This window comes from Sulfitobacter sp. OXR-159 (assembly GCF_034377145.1).
In the GTDB taxonomy this organism is placed as follows: Bacteria; Pseudomonadota; Alphaproteobacteria; order Rhodobacterales; family Rhodobacteraceae; genus Sulfitobacter.
In genome coordinates, this window is record NZ_CP139707.1 from 1,716,734 (window position 1) to 1,728,994 (window position 12,261).

14 protein-coding genes and 1 tRNA gene are annotated in these 12,261 nt (G+C 60.8%); 10 read left to right on the forward strand and 5 right to left on the reverse strand.

Translation table 11 applies throughout. The features are described 5' to 3' along the window. Positions 1-92: 92 nt before the first annotated feature. Positions 93-839, forward strand: a complete 747-nt coding sequence (locus T8A63_RS08830) for a response regulator (RefSeq protein WP_322345690.1) — start codon at positions 93-95, stop codon at positions 837-839. On the opposite strand, the gene T8A63_RS08835 is transcribed toward T8A63_RS08830, so the two are convergent. The 4 genes from T8A63_RS08835 to T8A63_RS08850 all read right to left on the reverse strand — a co-directional run bounded on the left by T8A63_RS08835 (position 836) and on the right by T8A63_RS08850 (position 4,077). Then, positions 836-2,365: a PAS domain S-box protein gene (locus T8A63_RS08835; protein ID WP_322345597.1), complete on the reverse strand. Its 1,530-nt coding sequence runs from the start codon at positions 2,363-2,365 to the stop codon at positions 836-838. The genes T8A63_RS08830 and T8A63_RS08835 overlap by 4 nt on opposite strands. Before the next feature lie 121 nt (positions 2,366-2,486). After that, positions 2,487-2,900, reverse strand: coding sequence for a cytochrome c (locus T8A63_RS08840; protein ID WP_322345599.1), 414 nt, complete (start codon positions 2,898-2,900; stop codon positions 2,487-2,489). A 29-nt stretch (positions 2,901-2,929) separates the two neighbouring features. Further along, entirely contained in the window at positions 2,930-3,784 is an 855-nt protein-coding gene (locus T8A63_RS08845; RefSeq protein ID WP_322345601.1) for a universal stress protein, read from the reverse strand. A gap of 203 nt (positions 3,785-3,987) precedes the next feature. Continuing rightward, positions 3,988-4,077: transfer RNA gene (locus T8A63_RS08850), tRNA-Ser, on the reverse strand. Between the two features lie 145 nt (positions 4,078-4,222). On the opposite strand from T8A63_RS08850, the gene T8A63_RS08855 reads away from it, so the two are divergent. From T8A63_RS08855 to T8A63_RS08890, 8 genes are all read left to right on the forward strand, one after another. Then, positions 4,223-5,065: a DUF2059 domain-containing protein gene (locus T8A63_RS08855; protein WP_416153238.1), complete on the forward strand. Its 843-nt coding sequence runs from the start codon at positions 4,223-4,225 to the stop codon at positions 5,063-5,065. Beyond that, entirely contained in the window at positions 5,065-5,874 is an 810-nt protein-coding gene (locus T8A63_RS08860) for a DUF2059 domain-containing protein (protein WP_322345602.1), read from the forward strand. Before T8A63_RS08855 ends, T8A63_RS08860 begins: the two co-directional genes overlap by 1 nt. 205 nt (positions 5,875-6,079) lie before the next feature. Continuing rightward, complete coding sequence (locus T8A63_RS08865) at positions 6,080-6,766, forward strand: 50S ribosomal protein L21 (protein ID WP_322345604.1); 687 nt, start codon at positions 6,080-6,082, stop codon at positions 6,764-6,766. A 12-nt stretch (positions 6,767-6,778) separates the two neighbouring features. After that, on the forward strand, positions 6,779-7,048 hold the full coding sequence (rpmA, locus tag T8A63_RS08870; protein WP_007119633.1) for a 50S ribosomal protein L27: 270 nt from the start codon (positions 6,779-6,781) through the stop codon (positions 7,046-7,048). A 295-nt stretch (positions 7,049-7,343) separates the two neighbouring features. Further along, complete coding sequence (locus T8A63_RS08875) at positions 7,344-7,880, forward strand: GNAT family N-acetyltransferase (protein WP_067936064.1); 537 nt, start codon at positions 7,344-7,346, stop codon at positions 7,878-7,880. Between the two features lie 30 nt (positions 7,881-7,910). Beyond that, on the forward strand, positions 7,911-8,945 hold the full coding sequence (gene obgE, locus T8A63_RS08880) for a GTPase ObgE (protein WP_322345606.1): 1,035 nt from the start codon (positions 7,911-7,913) through the stop codon (positions 8,943-8,945). Beyond that, entirely contained in the window at positions 8,933-10,039 is a 1,107-nt protein-coding gene (gene proB / locus T8A63_RS08885) for a glutamate 5-kinase (protein WP_300052774.1), read from the forward strand. Before obgE ends, proB begins: the two co-directional genes overlap by 13 nt. Positions 10,040-10,072: 33 nt before the next feature. Then, on the forward strand, positions 10,073-11,338 hold the full coding sequence (locus tag T8A63_RS08890) for a glutamate-5-semialdehyde dehydrogenase (RefSeq protein ID WP_322345608.1): 1,266 nt from the start codon (positions 10,073-10,075) through the stop codon (positions 11,336-11,338). Positions 11,339-11,341: 3 nt separating this feature from the next. Here T8A63_RS08890 and T8A63_RS08895 read toward each other — a convergent pair whose 3' ends face one another. After that, positions 11,342-11,944 (reverse strand): histidine phosphotransferase family protein, encoded by a 603-nt coding sequence (locus T8A63_RS08895; RefSeq protein ID WP_322345609.1) that lies wholly within the window; start codon positions 11,942-11,944, stop codon positions 11,342-11,344. Between the two features lie 29 nt (positions 11,945-11,973). Between T8A63_RS08895 and T8A63_RS08900 the strand changes: the two genes are divergently transcribed. Beyond that, on the forward strand, positions 11,974-12,159 hold the full coding sequence (locus T8A63_RS08900; protein ID WP_067262087.1) for a DUF3553 domain-containing protein: 186 nt from the start codon (positions 11,974-11,976) through the stop codon (positions 12,157-12,159). Positions 12,160-12,261 lie beyond the last annotated feature (102 nt).

Here is a 12,261-nt window from a genome sequence, read left to right on the forward strand (position 1 = left end):
TGTATCCGTTTGTAACGCTTTGTCGCAGGGGATGGCGTGGCGGGTGGTGCTCGCTTGGGTTGCGGACTATACAAGCGCAGCTTTTGTGGGTGATGGCCGTGACCGCGAAAAAAATCCTTGTTGTTGATGACGATGCCAAGATCCGAACGCTTCTGAGGCGCTGCCTTGAAAGCGATGGCTACCTTGTGACCGAGGCGCATAACGCGCAAAGCGTGCGGGCGGCCTTTGCGGCGGAAGCCTTTGATCTGGTGACATTGGATCTCAACCTCGGCGCGGAAGACGGGCTGGACATCGCGCGTGAGCTTCAGCGCGACCATGACGTGCCGATCTTCATGGTGACGGGCAAAGACGATGTGATTGACAGGGTCGTCGGGCTGGAACTGGGCGCGGATGACTATCTGACCAAGCCGTTCCATGTGCGAGAGGTTTTGGCCCGTGTGAAATCGGTTTTGCGGCGCAGTGGCAAACGCGAGGCGGAGGCCCCCGGACCCCTAAAGGCAGATCCATGGCTCGCGCTCGATGGGCTAAAGATCAACCTCGACCGGATGCTGCTGCTGGGCCGTGACGGGCAGGAGGGGGATCTGACCACGGCTGATTTCAAACTCTTGGCCGCCTTTTTGACCCATGCGAAGAAACCGCTGTCGCGCGACCGGCTGATGGACCTGATCGACGGGCAGAACTGGGCCCCGTTGGACCGCACAATTGACAACCAAGTGGCGCGCCTGCGCAAAAAAGTCGAGCGTGATCCGGCCCGCCCGCAGTTGATCAAGACGGTGCGCGGGGTCGGCTATGTGTTGACCGAAAGCCCCGAAGAGAGCTTTGGCGAGAGCGCGGATTAATCCCGCAGTAAGCTGCGGAATGCCTCGGCCAAATCCGCCTGTCTGTAGGGTTTACGCAGGATGGCGAAGGCATGGGTCTCCTCCTCTCCGCGCAGGACGTTTTCGGAAAAGCCTGAAGTGATCAATATCTTCAGAACGGGCATTTTTGCCGCGACCCGTTTGGCCAAAGCATGGCCCGAAAGTTCGCCGGGCATCACCAGATCGGTAAAGACCACATCGATGTCGTCGCGCCGTTGCAGGATGTCCCAAGCGGCATCGCCAGTCGTTGCCGTAACGCAGTCGAATCCCAGCGTTCTCAGCCGGGTTTCGGACAAACGCAGCACCATCGGGTCATCCTCAACCAGCAGCACGCGCAGGCCGCTGCCGATGGCGGCGTGCCGCGCGGGGTCCTCACTCAATACGGGGCGCGCCCGTGCGCTGTCTTTAAGCGCGGGGAAATAGAGGCTGATCGTCGTGCCTTTGCCCAATTCGCTGTAAATCGCGATATGCCCGCCGGATTGCTTGATGAAGCCGTAAACCATCGACAGGCCCAGCCCCGTGCCTTGACCGACCGGCTTGGTCGAAAAGAACGGCTCCATCGCGCGGGTGCGGGTTTCGGGGGACATGCCCGCGCCCGTGTCGGCGATCGACAGGCGGATGTAGTTGCCCATGTCGATGCCGATCTCTTGTGCGACATAAGTGTCATCAAGCTGCATGTTGCGGGTTTCCAACGTGATCTTACCGCCCGAGGGCATGGCATCTTGGGCATTGAGGGCGATGTTCAAGACGGCGGTCTGGAGTTGGGTGGCGTCCACCTTGGCCTGCCAGAGATCCTCGGCAAAGGCCGTCTCGACCGCGATATGGCCATGGATGGTCCGCTTGAGCATCGCCACGGCCTTGGAGACTTCGGCGTTGAGGTCGATCACCGCGGCGTTCAGCGTGCTTTTGCGGGCAAAGACCATCAGACGAGAAGTCAGGTCCGCCCCGATCTCTGCGGCTTCAAGCGCGTCGGAAATCAATGCGCCGCTTTTGGCAGAGGTTTCCGACATTTCCAGCAGTTCCAGATTGCCAATCACCACCGTCAGCAGGTTGTTGAAATCATGCGCGATGCCGCCGGTCATCTGGCCGATGGCGTCCATTCGTTGCGAGCGGGCGGTGGCCTCTTCGGCGGCTTTTCGGCGCGACAGATCGTGCATGATGCCGACAAAAGCGACCTCGCCAGAGATATCTGCGCGGCCTACGGAAAGATGTAGCGGGAAGACAGTGCCATCCGCGCGCAGCCCTTCGACATCGCGGCCCACGCCGATGATGCGTTTCTCTCCGGTATCGAGGTGGTGGCGCAGGAAGCCGTCGTGTTGAACGGCCATGTCCCCCGGCATCAACATGCGCACGTTTTGCCCCACCAGAGCCTCGACCGGATGGCCGAAAAGCGTGGCCGCCGCCTTGTTCACCCGCAGGATATTGCCTGCGTGATCGGCCACCACCATGGCGTCGACGGCGGCGTCCAGAAGGGCCAGCAGAACGGGGCTTTCGTCGTTGATCTTCATGCGAGGTGTCCGTCTGTAGGGGCTGCGGGGCAGGGCATTCGATAGCGCGGCTAAGGGTTTGGGCGCAATGGAGGGGGTGACGCTCAGGGCCGCGCCGGTTGTATTCTACACCGCGCCGTCCCTACCACTGGATCGCTTCCAAATAATCGAGAAGATCGGCAAAATCGGTTTCCAGCACCCCCCCATCCGCGCCGCCATTGGGGTAAACATGGCGCAGCCCAACGGCGGAAAAGTCGGGCATCGGGGAGGCAGGATCGTCTTTTGCAAGCTGGCCCATGACAAAGCGGCTGACAAATTCGCGTGGGAAATACCCGTCATTGCGCTGTTTCAGCCCAGCCAAGTTAGGCGGCACGACATCAAGCTGCAGCGACATCGGGCCAGCCCCTTCGCCCCGCGCACCGTGGCAGGCGGCGCATTCCTTTGCATAGACCCGCTGCCCTTCGCGGACCCGGTCGGCATCTTCGGAAGGCCCGTCTGAACAGGCAGCGAGAAGGGCGCAGGACAGCCCGACAAAGGCGGTTAGACAAGGGCGCATGTGCAGCAGGTCCTTTGTATCAGCGGGCATTAGTGCGACAGAAGCACGGGAAAGGCGCTTTGTTCAATCAGGCTGCGGGTCGTGCCGCCAAAAACCTTTTCGCGCAGGCGGGAGTGGTCATAGGCCCCCATGACGATCAGCTCGGCGCCGGTTTCCTTGGCGCGCTTCACAATCGCGGTGGCGATGTCCTCTCCGCCGCTTGCATATTGCTGCACCGCGACGTGGCACCCTTGGAGGGTCAACCATGCCGCGACATCTGTGCCGGGGTTTTCCCCGTCATAGGCAGAGATCGAGACCGGATCGAAGAGCGCCACAGTTACCTCCCGCGCGGCCCGCAGGCTTGGCAAAGCCGCCCGGATCGCCCGCGTGGCGGGGAGGCCCGCTTTCCATGCCACAAAGACCGATTGCGGGGCCAGAGCCGCCTGTGGGTTCGATATGTTCAGCAAGACGGGGGCGGCGGAATCGAACAGCGCGGCATGGACGATGTCTTCGAACAAGCGCGCGTCTTCGCGCAGGTCCGTCCCGACAAGCACCGCATCACAGGTCAGCCCCGCCCGCGCGACGGTGTTTCGAAGGGCCGTGGCTTCACCACAGACCGCGCGGACATCCGCGCTGGCACCTTGGTCGGTCAGATACTGAGAGAATTCCTTGCGCTGCTGTTCGACCGCGGCGCGGGCCTCATCCACATCCGATTGCCAGCCAGCGGGAAGGGAATAGGTGCTGAGCTCTCCCACGCCCATTGAATAGACCGGAACCGGAGCGGTTTCGCTGAGCAGAAGAACGATCAGATGGGCGCCATGGGACTGCGCCTCGCGCGCGAGGGCCTCTAACCGGTTGGGCCGGGCGTTGACCCCGAGAACGACTGTCAGTGTGGCATTTTGCATAGCGGCGCTCCTCATGTGACCGTGGCCAGTATGGGGCGGGGCCGGGGAAGCTGCATTGATCTGGATCAATTGGAGGTGGAGGTGCTGTGAAGGGGCATGCGAAGGGCTAGAACAGGCGCCTGCGCCTACTGGGGTCGAGCGATATTCAGCACATCGTCAACCATCATCGATCTGGGAAAAAGTCACTACTCTCAAGGCGGTAGTGGCGGAGAGACAGGGATTCGAACCCTGGGAACCCGTGAAGGCTCAACGGTTTTCGAGACCGCCCCGTTCGACCACTCCGGCACCTCTCCGCGGGGGTCTGGGGGGTCCGTTTAGTCGCCTTTTCAGGCAGTGGCAAGAGGGGTTTTGCGCATCAAGGGAAAGTTTGGGGATTTTCATTGCGCCGGGGCTGGTACAGCCTAAGTTTAAAGGCAGAATTCCGCGAAAGGACAGCCCATGTTTCGCCAAAATAGATTGATCGCAGCCCCCTTCGTTATGGCGATGATGCTGCTTGTCGCCCTTGCCCTGCCGCTACGGGCGGCGGAGCGCGGCGCGTTGGAGCGGTTCTTAGAAGTAACCGGCTTTGACGTGGCGTTGGAGAGCATTCGCCTCTCTGCCGATTCCGCGCCCGAGATGCTGGGGCTGCAAAGCGAGGATTTCGGCTCGGAATGGTCGCGGCTGGTGCGGGATGTCTTTGACACCGAGTTGATGCACGGCATGGCGATGGATATCCTGTCTGAAACGCTGAGCGACGATCTGCTGGATCATGCCGCCGATTTCTATGCGAGCGATCTGGGCCAGCGTTTGGTGGCCGTAGAGAACAAGGCGCATATGGCCGAGGATGACGGGTTGAAGGCGGAAAGCGGTGCCGCAATTGTGGCGGGGCTTGAGCGCATTGGCTCGCCGCGATTGGAAACACTGCGGCGTTTGAATGTCGCCAGCGATGTCGAAGAGATCTCGGTCCGGGCCATTCAAGAGGTGCAGATCCGCTTCCTTTTGGCCGCCGCGGGCGCCGGGGTGATCGAATTGCAGATGGAAGAGCCTGACCTGCGCGAAGCGATGCGCGCGCAAGCCGATGAACTGGGCGCTCAGATTACCGCGAACGCTTTGGCCAACGCGGCCTACACCTATCAATCCTTCTCAGACGACGATCTGCTCGCCTATGCCGAAGCGCTGGAGCATCCCGAGATGCAGCAGGTTTATACGCTGATGAACGCCGTCCAATATGAGATCATGGCCAATCGGTTCGAGGCCGTGGCCACCCGGCTGGCGGCGATGCAGCCCAGTCAGGACCTCTGATGCGGGCTTGGGTATTTGCGCCACTCCTGTGGCTTCTGGCTTTGCCCGCTTGGGCCGACGCGCGCATGACCGTGCTTGTCGATCTGTTGGAGCTTCGGCAAGCGGCGGTGATCCTCAGTGACGAAGGGCAGGCCCATGCCGAGATGCTGAACCAAGACATGCTGGGCGGGCAGGGCGGTCCGGGCTGGCAGACGCAGGTCGAAAGCATCCATGACGCCGGGCGCATGGTCGAAATGGTGCGCCGGGCACTGGAAGAGACGATGACTTCTGCCGAAGTCGAACAGGCGATTGACTTTTATTCAACGGAATTGGGCGGTCGGATCGTCGGGCTGGAGAACGCGGGCCGTGCTGCCATTGCCGAGCCGGAAGTGGAGCAGATCGCGCGGGCGCATTATGGCGTATTGGCCGGGGATCATGATCCACGGGTCGCTCTGATCCGCCGCTTGATCGACGCCGCCGATATGGTTGACCGCAATGTCAGCACGGCGCTCAACAGCAATTTCCAGTTCCTGCGCGGAATGCGCGACGGTGGCGCCTTGGAAGACAGTGACGAAGACCTCTTGGCCGAGGTCGGTGCCGAGCTGGAGGCGGTTACCGAAGACACCTCTGTCTGGATGCACGCCTATCTTCTGCTGGCCTATCACCCCCTGCGCGACGCCGAGATTGCACAATATGCTCAATTTGCAGAGACAGGCGCCGGGCGTGCCCTCAACCGGGCGCTTTTCGACGGGTTTGGCCGGGCTTATGAGGATATCTCTTACGGGCTTGGGCGTGCTCTGGCCCTGAATATGGTGGCCGAAAGCCTGTGACGGGCGCCGAGAATTGAGCGCGAAAACCTACTTGACTTGTCCCGCCATACCGAAGATAAGCCCGCATCCCGGCGGGTAATCCGTCTTAGGGATTGTTTTTTAATGACGCCCCATGGGCGCGCTGTTCGAGGCGGATCGGCCGGAAAGCCATCCACAAACTCCCAAGCGGGGGCCACAGAACGCGGATGACAGAAAAGGAAGACGCATGTTTGCGGTCATCAAGACAGGCGGCAAGCAATACAAAGTGCAATCCGGCGATATGCTGCGGGTTGAACGTATTGCGGCCAATGCTGGCGAAACAGTCCAGTTCAACGAAGTTCTGATGCTCGGCGGCGACAGCCCCGTGCTCGGCGCGCCCATGGTTAAAGACGCCGGCGTTCAGGCCGAAGTCGTTGACCAGATCAAAGGCGAAAAGGTCATCAACTTCGTCAAGCGTCGCCGGAAGCACTCTTCCAAGCGTACCAAAGGTCACCGTCAGAAACTGACCTTGATCAAGATCACCGACATCCTGTCTTCGGGCGCGGATAAGTCGGGTGTATCGGCTGCTGTTGGCACCGGTTCCGTGAGCGCCTCCGCTGTGGCCGCGATCACCGGCAAGACCGATGACGCCGCGCAGATCAAGAAAGCAAAGAAGGCAAAAGCCACCAAGGCTGCGCCGAAAGCCGAAAAAGCCGACAAGATGTCGGACGCCGGCGCGGACGACCTGAAGGCGCTGAGTGGCGTCGGCCCCGCACTTGAGAAAAAGCTGCACGAAGCGGGGATCACCTCCTTCGCTCAAATCGCAGCATGGACCGAAGCGGATATCGCTGAAGTTGACGAGAAACTGTCTTTCAAAGGCCGTATCCAGCGTGAAGGCTGGGTCGATCAGGCCAAAGAAAAGACCAAAGGCTAAGGAGAGACCGAGATGGCACATAAAAAAGCAGGCGGTTCATCCCGTAACGGGCGCGACTCAGCAGGTCGTCGCCTTGGCGTGAAAAAATATGGCGGCGAAGCCGTTATCCCCGGCAACATCATCGTGCGTCAGCGCGGGACCAAGTTCTGGCCTGCAAATGGCGTTGGCATGGGCAAAGATCACACGATCTTTGCAACCGTCGACGGCGCTGTGACCTTCCACAAGGGTCTGAAAAACCGCACGTTTATTTCGGTTCTGCCACGCGCGGAGGCCGCTGAATAAGCCGTACCCCAAAGGGTTTGAAAAAATCAGGGATCGGCGATACCGCCGGTCCCTTTTCTTTTTCCGGGACATGTCCCATGCGTTTGTTTTTCAGTTCAAGGCTCGACGGCCTGTCAGATCGTTTTACCGTTCTTGGCGGGACAGGGCCGAATTTTGATAAAGTCGTTACATTCGGCAGGGAGGAATATGTCGAATGTATCAACGCCCCGAAGCGCTGTTTGCGCCTCATCGGGGCAGGGGCGGCCAGCTTGGACCAGAGCCCCCAATCCAGTCTGTTCGGAGGAGGAACATGACAATGCAGTTGGAAGCGATTGTGAACCAACCAGTTATTGAGACAGAGCGTTTTGACCTACGCCCGGTGCGCCGGTCGGATATGGGTATGATTGAGATGTATGCCAGCGACCCGCGGGTCGCCAATGCGACATCCTCTATCCCGCATCCGCTGCCGCCGGGCAGTGTCGAAGCCTATGTGACCCGCGCAATGTCGGATGACCGGGAAGAAGACGTCTGGGTCATGGATGGCACCCGCGCGGAGAGTTCCGAGGTCATGGGGGTGATCTCTCTCACCCGGCTCGACCGGAACCAGTCCGAAATCGGCTATTGGGTCGCCCCGGCGTTCTGGAACACCCATCTGGCCTCCGACGCGGTGCAGGCTTTGGTGGATGCCAACCCCTTGGGCAATGACGCGCTTTTTGCCTCTGTTTTCCATGACAACCCGGCCTCGGCCAAGGTGCTCACCAACGCAGGGTTTGTCTATCTCGGCGACGCGGAAACCTATTGCTTGGCCCGCGAGGCTGCCGTACCCACATGGACCTATAGCTGCAAGCTCTAGCTCCGTTTCCCGCGCCTGAAAGGCAAGACCATGAAGTTTCTCGACCTGTGCAAAGTCTATATCCGATCCGGTGCCGGGGGCGGCGGCTGTGTGTCGTTCCGGCGCGAGAAATACATCGAATATGGCGGTCCGGATGGCGGCGATGGCGGCACCGGCGGCTCGGTCTGGGCCGAGGCGGTGGATGGGCTGAACACGCTGATCGATTTTCGCTATCAGCAGCACTTCTTTGCCAAGAACGGGCAGCCCGGCATGGGCAAACAGCGGACCGGCAAGGATGGCGATGACATCATCCTGCGTGTGCCCGTCGGCACGGAGATCCTCGACGAGGATCAAGAAACGGTCATCGCTGACCTGACAGAGCTGGGCCAGCGCGTGCAGCTAGCGCGTGGTGGCAATGGCGGCTGGGGCAACCTGCACTTCAAATCCGCCACCAACCAAGCGCCGCGCCGCTCAAACCCGGGCCAAGAGGGCGTGGACCGTACGCTCTGGCTGCGGCTCAAGCTGATCGCCGACGTGGGCCTGCTGGGCTTGCCGAACGCGGGTAAGTCGACCTTCCTCGCGACCACGTCGAACGCGCGGCCAAAGATTGCGGATTACCCTTTCACCACGCTGCACCCGAACCTTGGGGTGGTTGGTGTGGATAACACAGAATTCGTCGTAGCCGATATTCCCGGCCTTATCGAAGGCGCTTCCGAAGGGCGCGGGCTGGGCGATCTTTTCCTAGGCCATGTCGAGCGTTGCGCGGTGTTGCTACACCTGATCGACGGCACGTCGGAGACTGTGGCGGAAGATTACCATACCATCATCGGCGAGCTAGAAGCCTATGGCGGCGATTTGGCAGAAAAGCCGCGCGTCACGGTGTTGAATAAAGTTGATGCGTTGGATGAAGAAGAGCGTGCAGGTCGTTTGAATGACTTGGAAAAAGCCTGCGGCGGCGAGGTGATGATGATGTCCAGTGTCGCAGGTGAAGGCGTGACCGAAGTATTGCGGACCCTACGCCAAAACATCGATGACGACCGCCTGCGCTTCCGCACCACCGAGGAAGACACGCCTTGGCAACCCTAAGCACCGCCCGCCGTGTCGTTATCAAGATCGGCTCCGCCCTTTTGGTGGACCGCGAGAGCGGCAATTTGCGCCGGGACTGGCTGATCGGATTGGCGCAAGATGTGTTGTGGCTCAAAGGGTTGGGCTGTGACGTTGTACTGGTTTCCTCGGGCTCCATCGCACTTGGACGGGGTGTCTTGGGCCTCCCTCCTACTGTCTTGGCACTTGAGCAGGCACAGGCGGCGGCGGCTGTCGGGCAAATCCGCCTCGCGCGGGCCTACGAAGAGGTGCTCGCCCCCCATGGCATCACGACCGCGCAAGTCTTGGTCACGCTGGAAGACAGTGCCAACCGCCGCCGATACCTCAACAGCCGCGCCACGCTGGAGCAGTTGCTTTCGCTCGGCGTCGTGCCGATTGTGAATGAGAATGACACGGTCGCGACCGATGAAATCCGCTTTGGCGATAACGATCGTCTCGCGGCGCAGATCGCGGTGACAGTGGGGGCGGATCAGTTGATCTTGCTTTCCGATGTGGATGGGTTCTACAGCGCCAATCCTTCGCAGGATCCGACTGCGCAACGCTATGAGGTGATCGACAGCATCACGCCCGAGATTGAGGCGATGGCGGGCGATGCCGGGTCGGGTTTGTCCAAAGGTGGCATGAAGACCAAACTGATGGCCGCGCGCACGGCGACCACGGCAGGCTGCGCGATGGCGATCACCGATGGTTTCGTCTCGCGCCCGCTCACTGCGCTTGAAGGTGGGGCGAATGCCACGTGGTTCAGCGCGCAGAGCGATCCGCAGGCCGCGCGCAAACGTTGGATCGCCGCGATGAAACCGCGCGGGGCGGTCACTGTGGACGCCGGCGCGGTCGCGGCCCTGGCGCGGGGCACATCGCTGTTACCCGCGGGGGTGACGGCTGTCGAAGGCCGTTTTGAGCGTGGTGACAGCATCGCCATGTACGACCCGGCGGGGCATGCCGTGGGCCATGGTCTCAGCCGCTATTCCGCCGAAGAGATCGGGCAGATCAAGGGCCACAAAAGCGCAGAGATCGAGGCCCTGTTGGGCTATCCCGGGCGGGCGGCTTTGATTCATCGGGACGACATGGCGCTCTAGGCGCGCGCAAGATTAAGACAGGGGCATAAGGCTATGAGTGACATCGAAAATATCTCTGAATTGATGGCCGATATCGGGGCCCGCGCCCGTGCCGCGGCAGCGCGTCTGGCAAGCGCCACGGCAGAGCGTAAACATGCCGCATTGATCAGCGCCGCCGATGCCGTTTGGAAGAACCGGGCCGAGATCATCGCCGCCAATGCACAGGACCTCGACTTTGGTCGAGATAAGGGGCTGTCAGATGCGATGATGGACCGGCTGATGCTCGACGAGGATCGCATTCGCGGCATGGTCGACGGGCTGCGCTCGGTCGCGGAACAGGCCGACCCAGTGGGAGAGATCATCGCCGAATGGGACCAGCCTTCGGGGCTAAACATCCAGCGTGTTCGGACCCCGCTTGGCGTGATCGGCGTGATCTATGAATCGCGTCCGAATGTAACGGCAGACGCGGGTGCGCTTTGCCTCAAGGCCGGTAACGCGGTGATCCTGCGCGGCGGGTCTGAAAGCTTTCATTCTTCCCGCGCCATCCACGCCTGCCTGCAACAGGGGTTGCGGGACGCGGGCATGCCCGAGGATGCGGTGCAACTGGTGCCCACACGCGACCGGGCGGCGGTGCGTGAAATGCTAACCATGACCGATACCATCGACGTGATCGTGCCGCGGGGTGGCAAGGGACTCGTCGGGCTGGTGCAGCGTGAGGCGCGCGTGCCGGTCTTTGCCCACCTCGAAGGGATCGTGCATATCTATATCGACGCCGAGGCCGACCCTGAGAAAGCGCTGAAGGTCGTGCTGAACGCCAAGACGCGGCGCACAGGCATCTGCGGTGCGGCGGAGTGTTTGCTGGTCCATGAGGATATCGCCAAAACCATTGGTAAAGGTGTGATCCGGGCCTTGATCGATGCCGGTGTCGAAGTGCGCGCCGATGCGGCATTGCAGGATATCCCCGGCACGGTTCCGGCCAGCGAGACGGATTGGGGGCAAGAGTACCTCGACATGATCGTGGCGGCGCGCGTCGTGCCCGATGTTCAGGCCGCCATGGCCCATATTCGCCAGTACGGGTCGGGCCATACGGATTGCATCCTGACCGAGAATACTGAGACCGCGACGGAATTCTTTAACGGGTTGGACTCGGCGATCCTGATGCACAACGCCTCCACTCAATTCGCGGATGGGGGGGAGTTTGGCATGGGTGCGGAGATCGGCATCGCCACGGGCAAACTGCACGCCCGCGGCCCCGTCGGGGCGGCGCAGTTGACGAGCTTTAAGTACCTTGTTCGGGGCGCGGGAACGGTGCGCGGCTGACCCTTAGAAAAACAGGGTGAGGACCGTGTCCGCGCTTTTGACTGTGATTTCTTTCCCCTGCGCTTGGGCCAAAATGGGCAAGAGCGCGAATTGGACCTGTGCAGGTTGTAGCGACTGGTCTGGATTCGGCTGAGACAATAGCGCCCAAAGTGCGGGGTCTATCGCGATCTTGTCGGCTTCGGCATGCAGACGCCATTGGCCAGCCTCTACGGTAATGGTGATCCGCCCGCCATGGTGCAAAGCCGTCTCCATACAAAGCAGCGACAGGAACGCCAATCGCACGCAGTTGCGCGATTGGGGGCTTGTGATCTGCCAGTCGATCTCAACCCGTGAGGCGGTATAGAGATCGCGCAGGATCGATGTCACCTCATTCTGGCCCATGGTCTGATCGCCAGCGGCCCCGAAAGCGATGCGGAAAAACCGGATACGGGCCGAGGCGCTTTCGACACTTTGGCCGATCAGGGCCAGCTCTGGCCCCGGCGCGGCCCCGGTGCCAGCCATTTCAAGCAGTTCAAGCCCGTTGTTGATGGCGCCGATTGGCGATATTAAGTCGTGGCAGATGCGGCTGCCGATCAGCGCGGGCAGGTCGATGTTAAATTGGTCCATGGTGGCCCCTTAGGATGATTGGAAACGGCATGGATGATCTGAACGCGCTGCTGACGCCGGGCATGCTGGTCATGCACCCGCAGCATCCCGAATGGGGCACGGGCCAAGTGCAAAGCAACATCGGCGGCAAGGTGACGGTCAACTTTCGTGACCAGGGTAAGGTGGTCATAGATAGCTTTCGTTTGGAATTAATGCCGGTCTTTGATGAGGGATGACCCTTTCCAAATCCTTAATGGTGGAAGAAATTTTATTTGAAGCAACCAGAGGGAGAGTAACCGGTTTTCGCTTTCCTTGCAACTGTTGCGCCTTGCCAGCCG